General features: G+C 34.1%; 18 protein-coding genes and 1 tRNA gene. 8 read left to right on the plus strand and 11 right to left on the minus strand.

Translation table 11 applies throughout. The features are described 5' to 3' along the window. Positions 1–966: a porphobilinogen synthase gene (gene hemB, locus CCY98_RS04520; RefSeq protein ID WP_112057399.1), complete on the plus strand. Its 966-nt coding sequence runs from the start codon at positions 1–3 to the stop codon at positions 964–966. A gap of 83 nt (positions 967–1,049) precedes the next feature. Here hemB and CCY98_RS04525 read toward each other — a convergent pair whose 3' ends face one another. After that, positions 1,050–2,009 (minus strand): RluA family pseudouridine synthase, encoded by a 960-nt coding sequence (locus CCY98_RS04525; protein WP_112057400.1) that lies wholly within the window; start codon positions 2,007–2,009, stop codon positions 1,050–1,052. Positions 2,010–2,069: 60 nt separating this feature from the next. Here CCY98_RS04525 and purB point away from each other — a divergent pair, with 60 nt between their 5' ends. Genes purB through CCY98_RS04545 form a run of 4 tightly spaced genes read left to right on the plus strand, consistent with a single transcriptional unit; the run spans position 2,070 to position 5,479 of the window. Further along, positions 2,070–3,416, plus strand: a complete 1,347-nt coding sequence (purB, locus tag CCY98_RS04530; RefSeq protein WP_112057401.1) for an adenylosuccinate lyase — start codon at positions 2,070–2,072, stop codon at positions 3,414–3,416. Between the two features lie 19 nt (positions 3,417–3,435). After that, positions 3,436–3,966 (plus strand): PD-(D/E)XK nuclease superfamily protein, encoded by a 531-nt coding sequence (locus CCY98_RS04535; RefSeq protein WP_112057402.1) that lies wholly within the window; start codon positions 3,436–3,438, stop codon positions 3,964–3,966. Positions 3,967–3,975: 9 nt separating this feature from the next. Further along, entirely contained in the window at positions 3,976–4,818 is an 843-nt protein-coding gene (locus CCY98_RS04540; protein ID WP_112057403.1) for a DNA methyltransferase, read from the plus strand. A gap of 10 nt (positions 4,819–4,828) precedes the next feature. Then, positions 4,829–5,479 (plus strand): DNA methyltransferase, encoded by a 651-nt coding sequence (locus CCY98_RS04545; protein ID WP_112057404.1) that lies wholly within the window; start codon positions 4,829–4,831, stop codon positions 5,477–5,479. Between the two features lie 16 nt (positions 5,480–5,495). Here the strand turns inward: CCY98_RS04545 and CCY98_RS04550 are convergent, their stop codons facing one another. After that, positions 5,496–5,903 (minus strand): DoxX family protein, encoded by a 408-nt coding sequence (locus CCY98_RS04550; protein WP_112057405.1) that lies wholly within the window; start codon positions 5,901–5,903, stop codon positions 5,496–5,498. Between the two features lie 251 nt (positions 5,904–6,154). Between CCY98_RS04550 and CCY98_RS04555 the strand changes: the two genes are divergently transcribed. From CCY98_RS04555 to CCY98_RS04565, 3 genes are all read left to right on the plus strand, one after another. Then, entirely contained in the window at positions 6,155–6,988 is an 834-nt protein-coding gene (locus CCY98_RS04555; RefSeq protein WP_112057406.1) for an aldo/keto reductase, read from the plus strand. Positions 6,989–7,171: 183 nt separating this feature from the next. Beyond that, on the plus strand, positions 7,172–8,224 hold the full coding sequence (locus CCY98_RS04560) for an alpha/beta hydrolase (protein WP_112057407.1): 1,053 nt from the start codon (positions 7,172–7,174) through the stop codon (positions 8,222–8,224). Between the two features lie 83 nt (positions 8,225–8,307). Further along, entirely contained in the window at positions 8,308–8,691 is a 384-nt protein-coding gene (locus CCY98_RS04565; RefSeq protein ID WP_258438790.1) for a cyclophilin-like fold protein, read from the plus strand. A gap of 3 nt (positions 8,692–8,694) precedes the next feature. On the opposite strand, the gene CCY98_RS04570 is transcribed toward CCY98_RS04565, so the two are convergent. The 9 genes from CCY98_RS04570 to ileS all read right to left on the minus strand — a co-directional run bounded on the left by CCY98_RS04570 (position 8,695) and on the right by ileS (position 17,290). Further along, positions 8,695–9,201 (minus strand): HIT domain-containing protein, encoded by a 507-nt coding sequence (locus CCY98_RS04570; protein WP_112057409.1) that lies wholly within the window; start codon positions 9,199–9,201, stop codon positions 8,695–8,697. A gap of 8 nt (positions 9,202–9,209) precedes the next feature. Then, positions 9,210–10,667, minus strand: a complete 1,458-nt coding sequence (gene murF, locus CCY98_RS04575) for a UDP-N-acetylmuramoyl-tripeptide--D-alanyl-D-alanine ligase (protein ID WP_181566544.1) — start codon at positions 10,665–10,667, stop codon at positions 9,210–9,212. Positions 10,668–10,725: 58 nt separating this feature from the next. Beyond that, complete coding sequence (locus CCY98_RS04580) at positions 10,726–11,460, minus strand: alpha/beta hydrolase (RefSeq protein ID WP_112057410.1); 735 nt, start codon at positions 11,458–11,460, stop codon at positions 10,726–10,728. Continuing rightward, positions 11,460–12,497: a D-alanine--D-alanine ligase gene (locus tag CCY98_RS04585; protein WP_112057411.1), complete on the minus strand. Its 1,038-nt coding sequence runs from the start codon at positions 12,495–12,497 to the stop codon at positions 11,460–11,462. Before CCY98_RS04585 ends, CCY98_RS04580 begins: the two co-directional genes overlap by 1 nt. 66 nt (positions 12,498–12,563) lie before the next feature. Then, positions 12,564–13,640 (minus strand): alanine racemase, encoded by a 1,077-nt coding sequence (locus CCY98_RS04590; protein ID WP_112057412.1) that lies wholly within the window; start codon positions 13,638–13,640, stop codon positions 12,564–12,566. 29 nt (positions 13,641–13,669) lie between these two features. Continuing rightward, entirely contained in the window at positions 13,670–13,984 is a 315-nt protein-coding gene (locus CCY98_RS04595) for a c-type cytochrome (RefSeq protein WP_112057413.1), read from the minus strand. A gap of 180 nt (positions 13,985–14,164) precedes the next feature. Next, positions 14,165–14,240 (minus strand) — tRNA-Phe (locus CCY98_RS04600). A 141-nt stretch (positions 14,241–14,381) separates the two neighbouring features. Beyond that, the gene (locus CCY98_RS08600; RefSeq protein WP_258438814.1) at positions 14,382–14,507 is read right to left on the minus strand and encodes a hypothetical protein; all 126 of its coding nucleotides are present in this window, start codon (positions 14,505–14,507) and stop codon (positions 14,382–14,384) included. After that, a complete protein-coding gene (gene ileS / locus CCY98_RS04605) occupies positions 14,507–17,290 on the minus strand; it encodes an isoleucine--tRNA ligase (protein WP_112057414.1) in 2,784 nt (927 codons plus the stop codon). Before ileS ends, CCY98_RS08600 begins: the two co-directional genes overlap by 1 nt.

Consider the following 17,290-nt stretch of genomic DNA (forward strand, 5'->3'; position numbering starts at 1 on the left):
ATGTTCAAGCGATTAAGACGTATGCGACTAAACCCAAACATTCGAGAAATGCTAACACAAACAACCTTGCATAAAAAAGATTTTATCTATCCGCTTTTTATCACGCATGGTAAAAATATCAGAAATCCAATAGAATCTATGCCAGATGTTTTTCAGCTTAGCATTGATGAAGCCCTAAAAGAGTGTGAGGCTCTACAAAATCTTGGGATTTTTTCAATCATTCTTTTTGGGATTCCAAAAATCAAAGATAGCATCGGTAGCGAAGCCCTAAGCCCAGAAGGAATTATCGCACAAGCCACAAGAGCCATTAAAGAAAAATTTCCCAATATGCTAATTTGTGTTGATTTATGTTTTTGTGAATACACCGATCACGGACATTGTGGAATCTTAAACCCAAAACTTAATTCTGTTGATAATGATTTAACCCTAGAAATCCTTAATCAACAAGCCTTGATTCTAGCCCAAAGTGGTGCTGATCTAATCGCGCCTAGTGCTATGATGGATGGAATGATAGTAAGTTTGCGAACTATACTTGATACTAATGGTTTTAATCACATTCCTTTAATGAGTTATTCTACGAAATTTGCAAGTGGCTATTATGGACCTTTTAGAGATGTGGCACAAAGCACTCCAAGTTTTGGCGATCGAAAAAGCTATCAACAAAACCCTGCAAATCGTCGCGAAGCGATTCTAGAAAGCCTAGAAGATGAGGCGCAAGGCGCAGATATTTTAATGGTTAAACCTGCCCTAGCCTATTTGGATATTGTAAGAGATATCCGAGAGCAAACCTTGTTACCACTAGCTGTTTATAATGTAAGTGGCGAATACGCTATGTTAAAGTTTGCACAGAAAGCAGGAATTATAGATTATGAGCGCGTTTTACTAGAAACAATGATTGGCTTTAAACGCGCTGGAGCAGATATTATCATCACCTATCACGCCAAAGAAATTGCTAATCTAATCTAAACAAAACTAGGGCTTTAGCGCCCTTTACCCTTGCAATCCCCTATTCAACCCTAAAAAGAAATCTCTTTTATACAATTTAGATTCTACAAATAAAATCTCTCACAACTCCTAAAATAATATTCCCTCCCCTTATAAGAAAATTCCAAACTATAAGCATGCAACATCAATCGCTCTGCCCCAAAATATTCTTTTCTTTTCTGTGCACAAAGTCCAAAATCTTGATTTTCTTCTATAAATTCACTATCCAAATATTCTCTACTCTGCCAATCCTCACAACCATAAAGCGGATCGCCCAAAATCGGAAAACCAATAGAAAAAAGATGAACTCTAATCTGATGCGTTCTGCCTGTTATAGGATAAACTTTTAGCAAAGTATTCTCCCCAAACTCCCCCAAAATTTCAAACTCACTTTTTGCATCTCTAAACCCCAAAAGCCTAGAATCTTTTCTTAGATTCTGCCCTAAAAACACAGAGCGCACACTTAAATCTCCGCCCTTTTCTTGCAAACTAAGTGGCATCAAAAGGCAAAAATCTCCAAAAATCTTGCTAGTTTTACGCATTTTCCCTTTAATAAGCGCTAGATATTTCTTTTTTATGCGATTATTGGCAAACAATTCCCCTAGCTCAACAATACTCTTTTTATGCTTTCCTACCAAAACTAAACCACTTGTTTCTTTGTCGATTCGGTGTATCAAAGAAGCTTCAACCCCAAAATATTCACGCACCTCATCAATCAAGCTATGATGAAAAAACCTTCCTTTTGGGTGAATTAACATTTGAGCAGGTTTGTTAAAAAGAGCAAAATCTTCATTTTCATAAATAGGTTTAAGCCCAATAGAATTAGGCTTAAAAATCCAAACTTCTACTTCCCTTTCTAAGATTTTATTTTTCTCATTATTACCCAGAATCTTGCCTTCATAAACAACTCTGCCCTTATTAATATAGCTTTGAGCTTGTGCCATATTTAAATTAAATTGTTGCATTAAAAACAAATAAGCTTTAATGGGAGTTTGAAAATAAAATTTTTGCTTTATAAAGGGCATTTTGCAACTTTTAAGTGGTCTTATGTTAGGATATTGTAGCACATTTTTAAAGGATTTATAATGGTAGAGCGATACGCAAGAGAAGAGATGAAAAAGCTTTGGGATATGAATGCGAAGTATTCCGCGTGGCTAGAGGTAGAAAAGGCATTGGTTAAGGGGTGGAATACATTAGGACTTATTCCTGATTGCGATTGTAAAAAAATTTGTGAGAATGCGAAGTTTGATATTGCAAGAATTGATGAGATAGAAGCGGTTACTAAGCACGATCTTATTGCTTTTACTACAAGCGTTGCAGAATCTCTAGGCGAAGAATCGCGATGGTTTCATTATGGAATCACCTCTAGTGATACGATTGATACCGCTGTGGCTTTGCAAATGCGCGATTCGCTAAAGATCATCATTGAAGATGTGAAGGCATTGCGTGAAGTGATAAAAAAACGCGCTTATGAACACAAAGATACGCTTATGGTGGGGCGAAGTCACGGAATTCACGGCGAACCTATCACTTTTGGCTTAGTGTGTGCGATATGGTATGATGAGATAGGGCGACACTTGCAGAGTTTAGAATCTACCTTGGAGGTGATTAGCGTAGGCAAGATAAGCGGTGCAATGGGGAATCTCGCCCACACTCCTATAGAGCTCGAAGAGCTTGTATGTGCCAATCTAGGACTAAAGGCTGCTCCAGCAAGTAATCAAGTTATCCAAAGAGATCGATACGCACGGCTTATGACTGATTTGGCGCTTTTAGCAAGTAGTTGTGAAAAAATTGCTGTTGAAATTAGACATTTGCAACGCACCGAAGTGTATGAGGCAGAGGAGTATTTTAGCCAAGGACAAAAAGGAAGTAGTGCAATGCCACACAAACGCAATCCTGTTTTGTCTGAAAATATCACAGGGCTTTGTCGCGTGATACGCAGTTTTGCACTACCGGCTATGGAAAATGTCGCATTGTGGCACGAGCGAGATATTAGCCACTCAAGTGTGGAGCGATTTATTTTACCTGATGGTTTTATTACGACGGATTTTATGCTTGCACGCCTTACAAGCTTGATTGATAAGCTTGTCGTGTATCCTAAAAATATGCTAAAAAATCTTAATCTTACAGGTGGCTTGGTTTTTTCTCAAAGAATCTTGCTAGAGCTTCCAAAATGCGGTGTAAGTCGCGAAGATGCTTATAAGATTGTGCAAAGAAATGCGATGAAAGTATGGCAGAGTTTGCAAGAGGGACAACCTGCGCTTAATGCAAAGGGCGAATCGCTTTATTTGCAATATCTTTTGGCAGATTCTGAACTTGTGGGACTTCTTAGCAAGAATGGTGGCAATGGAGAGCAGATTATCCGCGATTGCTTTGAGTTTGCCTACTATACAAAAAATGTGGATTCTATCTTTAAAAGGGTGTTTGGGTAAATCATCGCAGGAGGATTTTATGATAGCAAATGGCATTGGTGGTTCAAATACAAAAACGGGATTAATTTTTGAAGGAAAGGTAGATTTGGCTACCTTTTTATCCAGGCAGAATGGATACAGGATTGATTCTGATAGACAAGTATATTATTGCGATGAATTAGTAGCACAAATTTTTAAAAAAAATGAATTTTATAAGTTTTTAGAAAAACGTCAAGTAGATTGGAAAAAGATTATTTCTAAAAGGCTTTTGCCAGATGATAGCATCTATGTTATTATCAATAACACATTTTTTGTTATTGAATGTAAATTTCAGCAGGTCGCAGGTTCTGTTGATGAAAAATTACAAACTTGCGATTTTAAGAAAAAGCAGTATCAAAAACTTTTATCTAGCCTTAATATGGAAGTGGAATATATATATTTATTAAGTAATTGGTTCCAAAAACCAGAATATAGAGATGTGTTGGATTATATTATTAGTGTGAATTGTAGGTATTACTTTGAATATATTCCCTTACAAGTTTTTGGCTTGCCAATTCCTATGGATTCTTAAGGGCATAAAATGACCGCTGAATTTCGCACATCAAAACCAATTTTTGCAAGCATAGATTCTAGCTTTAGTCTTTATCAAGGTGATTGCAACGAGCTTTTACCCCAGATGAGAGAAAAATTTGATTTAATCTTTGCCGATCCTCCATACTTCTTGTCAAATGATGGTTTGAGTATCCAAAATGGTAAAATTGCAAGCGTGAATAAGGGGGAATGGGATAGAGGTAATGAAATTGAAGACATTGATAATTTTAATATGAAATGGATTGCTAATGCAAAAACTGCCTTAAAATCTACGGGCAGTATTATGATAAGTGGAACCTATCATAATATTTTTTCACTTGGGAGAGCACTACAAAAGCTTGATTTCAAGATTTTAAATATTATCACTTGGCAAAAAACTAATCCTCCACCAAACTTTAGCTGTCGTTATCTAACGCATTCTACTGAGCAAATTATATGGGCAAGAAAAAGCCATAAACATAAGCATACCTTTAATTATGAGTTTTTAAAAGACTTAAATGGTGGTAAGCAAATGCGTGATGTATGGAGCTTTCCAGCCATTGCTCCTTGGGAAAAAAGTTGTGGAAAACATCCTACTCAAAAACCCTTAGCGTTGTTGGTTCGATTACTGCTTATGTCAAGCAATGAAAATTCTCTTATTTGCGATCCTTTTTCAGGATCTAGCACTACAGGAATTGCAGCAAATCTTTTAAATAGAAAATTTGTTGGCATAGAACAAGAAAGCGAGTTTATAGAAATTTCTGTTAAAAGAAAAAAAGAACTAGAACATTATACAGAAAGCATAGAATCTAAAATCAAGGATTTGGCATTCTACAAAAAAACTTTGCTTTAAGTATTTGATAATGTTGGATCTGATAAACACCAAACTCACCATTGATGGCTTAGAATTACTCCAAAGTTTGGAGGATTGTAGTATTGATTTATGTTTTTTTGATCCACAATATCGTGGTGTGCTAGATAAAATGTGCTATGGCAATGAGGGTGAGCGACAAAAGGGGCGTAGTGTCTTGGTGCAAATGTCTGAATCAACGATTATACATTTTATCCAAGAAATTAGCCGAGTTTTAAAGCCTAGTCGCTATCTTATGCTATGGATTGATAAATTTCATCTGTGTGAGGGCGTGAGACCTTGGCTAGATTCTACATCTTTAGAGATTGTGGATCTTATCACTTGGGATAAAATGAAAATGGGTATGGGCTACCGCACAAGAAAACAAAGCGAATATCTACTTATCGTGCAAAAAAAGCCTATTAAAGCAAGGGGGACTTGGAAACTCCATAATATCCGCGATGTGTGTAGTGAAAAAATTCCACAAAACGAGCTAAAAACACACCCTCATAGCAAACCAAAAACCTTGCAAAAAACCCTTATAGAATCTTGCACCAATATAGGGGATTTAGTGTGCGATCCAGCAGCAGGAAGCTTTAGTGTGTTAGAGTGCTGCAAGGAATTAGGGAGAAATTTTATAGGGACAAATCTCACTACAAAATAAGCTTAAATATTAAAATTTAAGCCTTAATTTTTTCTTCTTTTTTAAAAAACGCATATTTTCCTCCACCCATAAAAAACAAGGCAAGGCAAGGCAAAATATACAAGAGTTGATGTTCAATAACCCAACCACCATAAGAATCAAGCGCAAAAATCTCAAATCCATAGACCAAATAAATAGCCATAACCATCGTAAAAGCAACAAGCAAAGCTGCAATTCGCACTTGGTAGCCTACAAGTATCAAAAGGGGCGCCAAAACTTCTCCAACATAAACTCCATATGCCATAATCCCAGGTAATCCTTTTGATTCCAGCATACCCACATAAATATCTGCACCACTAAATATTTTAAACACACCATGAAACAGCATAAGCCCACCCACACAAAGTCTTAAAAGCAATTTTGCTAAATCAGGATTCAACATCATAAAATTCTCCTTACGATAATATTCATTAAACTTAAAATTATAGCATTTATCCCTACAAAAACTACCCTATCTTGCAAATTATAATTATTCTAATATTAATAGAACCAAGTATCTTGACTTAGAGTAACTCTCATCTTTTATAATACAATTATCAAAATCAATTAACACGACAAAAAGCTAATTCAACCAAAGCAATAATCTCTTTGAGATTTAAATTGATTCACATTAATTAATAGACAAGGAAAATAACTATGCAATCAACAATAATGCAATATGTAACCCTAAACAACGGAATAAAAATGCCAATTTTAGGATTTGGCACATACTCTATCAATGACAGCCATACAATTTTGGAAGCCATTAGCTATGGATATCGCCTCTTTGATACGGCACAAATGTATGGAAATGAGCACAAAGTCGGCACAGCAATAAGAGAAGCTATTGATAAAATGGGAATCAAACGAGAAGATTTCTTTATTACAACTAAGCTATCTAACAATATGAATTTTCAAGAAGCAAAAAAGGGGATAGAGACTAGCCTTAAATCTCTAAATTCTAGCTATATTGATTTAATCTTAATCCATGAGCCCTATCCAAAAGCCAAAGAAATGTATAAAGCCATGGAAACTTATTATAAAGAAGGAAAACTCAAAGCTATTGGAATCTCCAACTTTACACTCCACGCTTTTAAAGAGTTTATCAAAACCTGCGAGATACCTCCTGCAATCAATCAATGTGAGACACATATCTATTATCAACAAGCAGCATTGCTTCAAACAATGAAACCCTATGGAACAATTTTAGAATCTTGGAGTCCTTTTATAGCAGGTAAAGTCTCAAAAAATAAAAATGTTTTTTTTAATGATTCTGCCTTAGAAAAAATCGCCCACAAATACAACAAGAGCATAGCACAAATTGTCTTGCGTTTTTTTACACAACAAGGCATTGTGACTATTCCAAAGGCATCCAAAAAGGAACATATGCAAGAAAATATAGATATTTTCAATTTTAATTTAACTAAAGAGGAAATAAAAACTATCAAAACATTCAATAAAAACGCGACACAATTTAGCTGGGGATATTAATAAAGCCAAAAAGTAATTTTATAATATTTTTAAAATTTTAGTGCTTTTCTCTTGACTTAGAGTAACTCTCATCTTTTATAATACTTTTTTAGAATCAAAAAATATTGAAAATGCATTTTTTAGCACAAACTTTGTTGTATAGATTCTGTCATTTTATTTTGCAAGTTTATTTTGGAGGTTTATATGAATCACCTATTCTTTAAAATATTTCTTTTAGGAATACTTTCAATCTTAGGAGATGCAGCTATGGCACAAGCAAACACACAAACACAATGGGATAAAACCTTTCCCAAAAGCAATAATGTAGAAATACAAAAGGTTACTTTCAAAAATCGCTATGGTATTACTTTAGTTGGAGATCTCTATATACCCAAAAATATATCAAAAGATGCAAAACTTCCTGCCATTGCAATTAGTGGTCCATTTGGAGCAGTCAAAGAACAAGCTTCTGGATTATATGCACAAACCTTAAGCGAACAAGGCTTTATTACTTTGGCATTTGATCCATCTTTTACAGGTGAAAGTGCTCTAGAAAACAAAAACTTACCTCAAAATGTCGCTTCACCTGATATTAATACAGAAGATTTTAGTGCTGCTGTGGATTTTCTATCTAACTATTTAAAAGTGGATTCTAACAAAATAGGTATTTTAGGAATCTGTGGCTTTGGTGGATTTGCCCTTAATGCCGCAGCTATAGATACACGAATCAAAGCAACAGTAACTTCTACAATGTATGATATGACAAGAATCAATGCAAAAGGCTATAATGACTCAATAGATTCAAAAGCAAGACTAGAACTCAAAAGAACGCTTAATGAACAACGCACAAAAGATTTCAAAAACAACACTTATGCAAAAGCAATAGGTTTGCCTGAAAAATTAAATGGAGATGAACCGCAATTCATTCAAGATTATTATAACTATTATAAAAATAAAGAGAGAGGTTTCCACCCTCGTTCCATTAATTCAAATGGCAATTGGAATCTCACTTCCTCACTTTCCCTTATTAATATGCCCATTTTAGCATATAGCGATGAGATTAATACCCCTGTATTAATGATTCACGGCGATAGAGCACATAGCAGATATTTCACTGAAGATGCATTCAAAAAACTCAAAGGAGACAATAAGGAACTAATGATTATTAAAGATGCCAATCATGTTGATTTATATGACAATCTAGACAAAATCCCTTTTGCTAAAATCACAGAATTTTTTAAAGAGAATTTGCGGTGAGATTAGTGAGATTTGGGTATCTTTTTGGAATATTATGTCTTTGTTTTGTCTATGCTGATTCTACCTATATTCAAGGAAACAAAATGATCATTACAATGGAAATTATCAATGAGACTAAACAAAAAGAGAAAACTTTATACATTGAATTAGAAGAAAATATCGCTTCAAAGGAACTCATTAAACAACTTCCTTTGGAGTTAGAATTTAGTGATTACGCAAACAAAGAAAAGGTAGCTCATTTACCATGCAACCTAAGTGTTAAAAATACGCCAAATTATAATCCACAAATTGGAGATTTTTTCTACTTTTCTCCATGGGGAAACATCGGGATTTTTTATGGCAAACAACCACCCTTTAATGGTTTAGTCTATCTTGGCAAGATTTTACAATCTAACTTGGGAGAAAATGAAATAGAAACTTTAAGAGAAATAAAGCAAGATTTCAAAGCAATCATCAAAGCAAAATAATGCTCATTGATTGCCTTGTTGATTCTTAAAATGCTTCAATGATAACTCTCTAATTTTTTGAAAAATTTCGTCAAAATCCACACCATAAGCCCTACAATCACCAATAGTTGTAAAAAAGTTTGTATCCCCAACATAACGCGGTAACAAATGTAAATGAATATGCTCTGGAATCCCTGCTCCACCTGCTTGCTCTAAATTCATACCCAAATTAATCCCTTGAGCACCAAATTCTTTAAGCAGACCAATCCCTTTTCTTGCACATTTTTGCAAATTTAACCACAAATATTCTTCTAAAAATTCTGGAGAATGCGTATGAAAATGTGGAACGATCAAAAAATGTCCTGGAGTATAGGGGAATTTATTCATCACGCAAAACAAACTCTCATCGCGATAAAAAACACGATTCTGCAAATCCAAATGAGGAGTTTGAGAAATGTTACAAAAGATGCAACCTTCCTTTTGCTTTTCCCTAAAATATCCACTCCTCCAAGGCGCGTATAAATGCTCCATTATTTCCCCTAAATATAACTTGGTGCATCATTGGCAAAAAGAATTAAATCTCCAGCCATTGTTGCGGATTTTAAAATATTTTCCATATTTATCTTATCTTTTAAAATAATTTTTTGTGGTCTATGAATATGCTCTTTTAATACCTTAGAATTAAGTTCTCCTGTAATAATTACTATATCAAACACTCTATCAATAGCCTCTGCCAAAGCAATATTGTTCTCCTTAGAACTCTCCACTAACCCAGGAGTAACAATAACCCTTCTACCATCATACAAAGAAGAAAGTCTAATGGCTTCTAACATTCCATCTAAATTTCCGTTATAGCTATCATCTAAAATCACTTTATCATTAACCATAACTTTACTTAGGCGATGGCTAACCCCTTCCATTCGACAAACTTGTCTAATGATTTTTTCACTTGAGATTCCAAAATCCCTTGCAACTTGAATCGCCGCGCTAATATTTGCAACATTAAAAGCACCTAGAATCTTAGTTTCAAAATCCATTTTTTCACCATTATAAGCCAAAGAAAAACTAGTCCCCTCCAAAGTTGCATCAACATTGGAAATATTTTGAGGATACCAAGTTATATCACCATAAAAATTTTGTGGCGGTGTATTGTCTTTATAATTATAAACTTTTTGTAAATTTGGGCTTTGAAGAATTTCATATTTTGCTTTATAAATATTATCCAAACTTTTAAAATACTCAATATGAGCTGGACCAATTTTGCCTATCACTGCAATTTGTGGATTGATTAAATCCACAATTTCCTTAATATCTCCAATTCTCCTTGCTCCTGCCTCTACAATATAAATATCTGTTAAAGAGGAAAGGTTTTGATTAATGTCTGCTATAATTCCCGTTAAAGTATTGACACTTCTTGGAGTGGCATAGACTTTAAACTCATCTTGCAAAACCTGCACCAAAAAATTCTTTAAGCTTGTTTTGCCATAACTTCCTGTAACAGCGATAATAGTAAGATTTGGCATACTTTTTAAAGTTTCTATGGCAATCTTTTTATAACGACTAAGTAAAATCCCCTCTACCAAAGAAGACAAAAATACAGAAATAATCAAAGGCAAAAGATACACAACACGCATCAAAGGAGAAGATTCGCTTCCAAAAAGCAAAAGCTCATTAAAAAGAACAAAAATCAAATAAAGTCCAAAAAATCGCAAAACTCTCCCAGTTAGCACCAATCCTTTACTTAGGCGTAATGCCCAAATAATCAATACAAAAATATATAAATAAAAACCAAAATAAAAATAAACATTTTCTGGGATAAAAACAAAATAAAGCACCGGCACTAAAAAATAAAAAAAGTGCCATCGCTGCTTATGATGCTTAAACAAAACGCGTGAAAGCCTATAATGATACCATTGAAGGTTAATAATCACATAATATCCAAGCGCAATGAGAAAAACCCATCGACTCATCATCATAAAAACATCAATATTCTGCAAAAACAATCCTTACTTTATAAAATTACACAATTTTAACAAAATAAAAATAAATATGATCTCAAATTGATTTTGCTTTAAGATAGAGTTCTTCAATTTTTTGGGCTTGTTTTAAGAAAAAATAGTGATCTCCTGCTAAAGAAAAAAAATATGATTTTTTTATTAAGCTGTGAATCTTCTCTCCACAATCCAAAGGAGTAATATTATCTTCTTTACCCCAAAAAATAAAGGCTTGATTCTTGAAATTTTCAAAAATTCCACTAAAGTCCTCATCCACGACCTTTTTAAAAGTCTCATACATTACTTGGCTCATTCCAGATACATCACGCGACCGCAGAATCTGGCTAAATATTTGACCCAAAGCTGGAGAAATCCGGTTTAGCTTTTTACTTAGTGCAATTTTCATTCGCACTTTTAGGCTTTTTTTCTTTAAGATTCCCGCGCTACTTAACAAAATCAATTCTTTTGGATTTAATAAAACCCCAACTTTTCCCCCAAAACTATGTCCAACTATACTAAATTCATCTATTTTCATTTCATTTAATAAAATGCTTAAAATTGCCGCATAATCTTTTGTATCCAAACTAAATGGAGGATTTTTTGATTTCCCAAATCCAGGCATATCAATATATAAATGCCGAAATTCCTTAAAACTCTCAAAAAAAACTTGCTTCATCAAAGCCTTATTAGATCCCCAACCATGCAAAAAAATCAAAGTTTTTGGCAGATGAAAATTCGCAATCTCAAAAGAAATATCAAAGTTTTGATTCTTGTAAAGAATACTTTTTTGCGCCACTATTTGCCCTTTGCAAATTGAATTTTATGTAAAAATTCATAGCCCACTTTAATTTCTCTTGGTTTGGGTAAATTTCTACTTAACTCTTCTAGGGCACTTCTAAAATCTACAAAAAGATAATTAGCCAAACTTCCAGGTATCGGATTAATCTCATTGAGGAAGCATTGATTATCTTTAACAAAGAAATCACATCGTATTAATGCGCCATCAAACAAATTTCCATAAATCTTGGTAAAATTTTCTTGCAAGGTTTGTTTTAATGATTCTGGTATCTCTGCTTCTTTGGCACTCTCTGTGCGTGAAAAATCCAAATATTTTTTCTCAAAATCTAAAAATTCTTTTTTTTGTGGCTCTTCGACAAAAGAAAAGTGCATTCCCTCTTTGCTTTTATAGCCGGCAATATTATATTCTTTAATGCCACCAATAAAAGGCTCTATGATAACCTTATCATCATATTCAAAAGCCTCTTGTATTGCATATTCCAATTCTTTTTCTTCATAAACAACAGAAATGCCTATGGAGCTTCCAAGTCTTGCAGGCTTGATAATAAGCGGAAAAGGCAAGGTGATTTTAGGAATAGAATCTTTATGTGTAATTTGATAATCCAGACTTAAAACTCCGCATTCTTCAGCCAACATTTTAGTAAGCTCTTTATCAAAACTTAAAACACACGCTGGATTTCTAGGACCAATGTAATTGATTCTATAAAAATCAAGCAAAGAAGCCACTCCACCATCTTCACCATCACCACCATGAATCAAATTCACCACAACAGGCAAAGGGAGCTTTTTTTCGCCCCATAATGTTTTTTGGTAAAATCCTCCGTTTTTGGGGTAGATTCTTGGCGCTTTTAAATACTCTTTGGAACTAAAAAATTTAGATTGCATCTTATCTTTTGGTATCAAATAAAAAGTATGCGTATCATCTAAAAAAATAAAATGTTCCACATTGCCTAAAAGCTTTTTTAAAGCAATGGCGCTTACAATACTAATTTCGTGCTCATAAGAGCTTCCACCAAATAAAAAACAAAAATTCAAAATCCTATCCTCTATACCGCTAAATTTTTATAAAATCATACCAAAATTTTAATACTCCTACTAATCTCACACTATCTTTTTAGGAATTGTTGGTTGTAAATGCACCAAAATCTCATAAGGAATCGTCCCAAAAGCCTCCGCCCAAGGACTTACATCTTCAAAAATACACAATTCATCACTATCCCCCTGAATACTCAAGCAATCCATAGAAGACCTTGGATAAATTTTAAATCCCTCTTTTGTTTTTAATTCCATTCCTTCCTTTAACCTAAAAAGACCATCTCCATAACCCACATCATAACTAGAGACAAAAGTATCTTCTTTTGTTTCTGAGGCACCACCATAGCCGATTCTACTCCCTTTTTTTAAAAAATAAGTGCTGATTTTTTTAGCCCATAAAGAGGCAATGGGTTTTACATTTAATCCACAAAATCTAGCATCTTGACACAAATAACCATAAAAGGCAATTCCAATTCGAAACAAGTCATCTTGCAATTCTAAAGGCAGACTTTCATTATATCTAACCGCCCTCAAAGCCCCAGAAGAGGAAAAAAAATGAAAACGCGGCTTTTTAAGTGAATATTGATTGCATAATTCCAAAATCTTTTTTTTAACCATCAAAAATTCATCATTTTGTGTATAAAATTCACTACCAAAGTCATCTCCAAAGCCATTGTGGCTAAAAACACCTATTAGCTCCAAATCTTTTTGTATAATAATTTCAAATGCTTTGTTTAGCTGTTGCGGACAAATGCCATTGCGATTCATTCCTGAATTAATCTCTAATTCAATCTTGGTATGCTTAGGATAATGCTCCAAAGCTTCTAAACTCGCCACACAAAAATAGATATTATCCCTTTTTAAACATTCCTGCAAAGCTTCTTTATCCTCTAAACTTTGTGGATAAAGTATTGTGATATGCCAAAACATTGTAGCAATCTTTAAGGCTTCTTTAGCATTTTTTACAAAACAAGTAGTGATTTCAGCTTCTTTTGCAAGTTTTGCTATTTCCTTTAGCCCATGTCCATAGGCATTGTCTTTTAGAACAATTGCGATTTTATGGATATTTTCTTGCCCTATAAACTGAGCGATTTGATGATAATTAGAAAAAAAACGTTGAGAATCAATCTGTAGATATGCCATATCTTATCCCCAAAAGCAAGGGGATAAAACTATGGTTTTGGAAGTTTTGAAATGTAATCTGATACCGCTTCGATATCCGCATCTGTAAATTTAAAGTTTTTCATATTTGCATACATAATTTGCTTAGCACCACCATTATCAGCAGTCCCAGCAGCATAGCCTTTTAATTGTGTAATAAGTTCAGCCTTATCCATGCCACCAATTTTAACATCACCTTTGCTGCCAGGCGCTACTCTTTCCCCATTCACACCATGACAGGCAATACATTTTTTATAAAGTGTTGCACCATCAGCTGCCATCAAATAACCTGTTGCTAATACAAGACTTAGTAAAATCTTTTTCATAAATTTACTCCTCTATCAAAAATTACTTTGCAATCATATCTTTTTTTTATAAAATGAACATAAAATTTGCAAATTAATTATTTCTTTTTTACGATAATGCTGAATTGTTTAAATAAAATTTGAAATCCATATACGAGATAAAAGTCAGAATAAAAAATTATAGTAATATAAAAAATGAAGTGGTGGCTTGAGGCGGAATCGAACCACCGACACGGAGATTTTCAGTCTCCTGCTCTACCGACTGAGCTATCAAGCCTTTTAAGAAAGGGAATTATATAATTTTTTATTTAATTTTTTCTTAAAAACAAGCCTAATGTCTTTAAAAAATCCAAAACATTATAAAATACATTAAGCATTAGTGCTTAATGTATTCATGGTAAAAAATTTTTGCGTTTCTTTAGCGCTTTGATTTTTGTTTTAAAATCCTGTATCCAAGCCACATCAAAAAAACAACAACAAAGATGCTAACCCAAGTTTCATCTAGCCCAACAGGCTTACTAAAGTCAAAAAAGCCTTCAAACATTATCGTCCTTCCAAAACCTTTTGGCATCGCCCACAAGGCTCATTAGCTTTTTGTGAGATAAACTGCCAACATCTAGGGCATTTATGTCCTTGCGCTCTTAGAATCTTATAATTTTCTCCTCCAAAGGTAAATTCTGCTAACACCTCACCCTTTATTTCATTCCTCACATTGCTTACCATAAGCCATAGATTTAACTCTGCAAATTCAATCTTTTTTTGTGGAACAGACAAATCCACTTCCAAAGTAGATTTGATTTTCGCATCTTTTTTAAGTATATCAATCTGCTCTAAAAACACTCCACGCAATTCAAGCAATTCATCAAAATTTAAATGCAAACCCTCAAAACTTGGCAATGGTGTATAAAGAATCTCAAAAACATCTCCACCCTTTGTAATTCCACAAGATTCTAAAACTGCCTTACTTTGTGTGTGGCTTAGAGCTTCATTAATTGTATAGGTAAAAATTGGCGCTAAAAGCCCAAAGAGCCTACCACAAATCAATGCCATTACACTTTGAGAAGCTCTGCGTTCTTTGGAGGAAAGGGCATTACAATATAAATTATCCTTACAAATATCCAAATAAATTCCACTAAGCTCAGTGTTAAGGAAATAAGTTAATTCTTGAATCGCTTTTGAAAATTCATACTCGCCAAAAAGTATATTTACTCTCTCAAAACACTCTCTAGCACTTTTTAAAATCCACAAATCAATGGGGTTAAAACTTGTAACTTCCAAACTCTCTAAGCCATTAGTATTAGCCAGTAAAAATCGGATAGTATTGCGAATCTTTCTGTAATTCTCTCCCACTTGTTTTAAGATATTGTTAGAGATTCTTTGATCATTTTGATAATCACTCATTGCAACCCAAAGTCGCAAAATCTCACTGCCAAACTCTTTTAAAACTTCTTTGGGAACAATGACATTACCCTTAGATTTACTCATTTTCTCGCCCTTCTCATCCATTGTAAAACCATGGGTTACAATCGCTTTATAAGGCGCTCTTTCATTAACCGCACAACTAACCAATAAGGAACTATGGAACCAACCCCTATGCTGATCACTTCCTTCCAAATACAAACTTGCAGGATAGCCGCCACTTTTATATAGATTACTTTGTAAGACTGCTTTCCAAGTGCTTCCACTATCAAACCAAACATCTAAAATATGATAGATTTTTTCAAAATACTCAGAATCTTTTTGATATTTTTGTGGCAATAAATCCTTAACTTCCTTATTCCACCACGCATCACAGCCCTCTTTTTCAAAAATTTCTGCAACAAAATCTAAAACTTCACTCTCTAATAGCACCTCTCCGCTACGCTTATCTTTAAAAAAGGCAATAGGCACACCCCAATCTCTTTGCCTTGAAATGCACCAATCAGGACGATTCTCAATCATTGTTCTAATTCTGTTTCTACCATGATCGGGGAAAAATTTTGTTTTATCAATTTCAGCCAATGCTACTTCTCGCAAAGTTTTTCCTTCCTTACTAAAAGGCTCATCCATCACAATAAACCACTGCTGAGTTGCCCTAAAAATAATAGGCTGATGAGAACGCCAACAATGGGGATAAGAATGTCTAATCTTAGTATGTCTTAGCAAATTTTTTCCCAATAGTTCAAAGATTCTTGGGTGTGTATCAAAGACAAATTTTCCCACAAATTCATCAGGATTGAAAAATAATTTTTCTCTAATTAAGGTTTCATCATAGCAGCCTTTATCATCAACAGGCATTAACATAGGCAAATCATATTTTAATCCAATAAAATAGTCATCTTCTCCGTGTCCAGGGGCAGTATGGACACAACCACTTCCCTCACCACTTGCGACATGTTCTCCTAAAACAATTTTAGAATCTCTACCATTTAAAGGATTGATAGCGTGAGTATTTTCTAAAATATGCGCTTCAAAAGTTTTTAAAACTTTGTTTTCTACCACATTAAGTGCTGATAGCTTCTCAACTTCTGAATGCAACACAATTTTTCCATCACTAGTTAAAGCATAGGTTTCATTTGGATTTAATGCAATACCACTATTAGCAGGAAGCGTCCAAGGAGTTGTAGTCCAAATCACACAATAAGCTTGATCTAATCCAATCTCTTTTGCACCAATTGCAGTTAATGCATCTTCCTTTAATGCAAAGGCAACAAAAACCGAATCACTTTCTTTTTCTTCATACTCCACTTCTGCTTCCGCTAAAGCCGTCTGACAAGCCCAGCTCCAATAAACAGGCTTACTGCGCTCCTTTAATAATCCCTTTTTAGCCACTTCGCAAAGAGCTTTATAAATCTCTGATTCAAAAGCAAAATCCATTGTCTTATAAGGATTTTCAAAATCACCCAAGGTTCCAAGTTCTAAAAACTCTTTTTTTTGTATCTCCACAAACTCTTGTGCATGTTTGCGACAAAGCTCTCTAATCTTGCCTTTAGATAGAGAATCTTTTTTTTCTTTACCTAGCTTCTTTTCTACTTGTTGCTCAATAGGCAACCCATGGCAATCCCAACCTGGTGTATAAAAAATCTTTTTACCCTGAAAATAATGATACTTATTGATAATATCTTTTAAGATTTTATTTAATGCGTGTCCAATATGCAAATGTCCATTAGCATAAGGTGGTCCATCGTGTAGATTAAAGCTTTCTTTAGCATTTTCTCTATTTTTCAAAATTCTCTCATAATACTCACTCTTGCCCCATTCTTGATAAATTTTAGGCTCATTTTGAGGCAGATTTCCTCTCATTGGAAAAGTCGTGTTAGGTAGCTCTAAAGTATCCTTATAATCCAT

Source organism: Helicobacter sp. 11-8110 (assembly GCF_003288905.1).
GTDB classification, from domain to species: Bacteria; Campylobacterota; Campylobacteria; order Campylobacterales; family Helicobacteraceae; genus Helicobacter_D; species Helicobacter_D colisuis.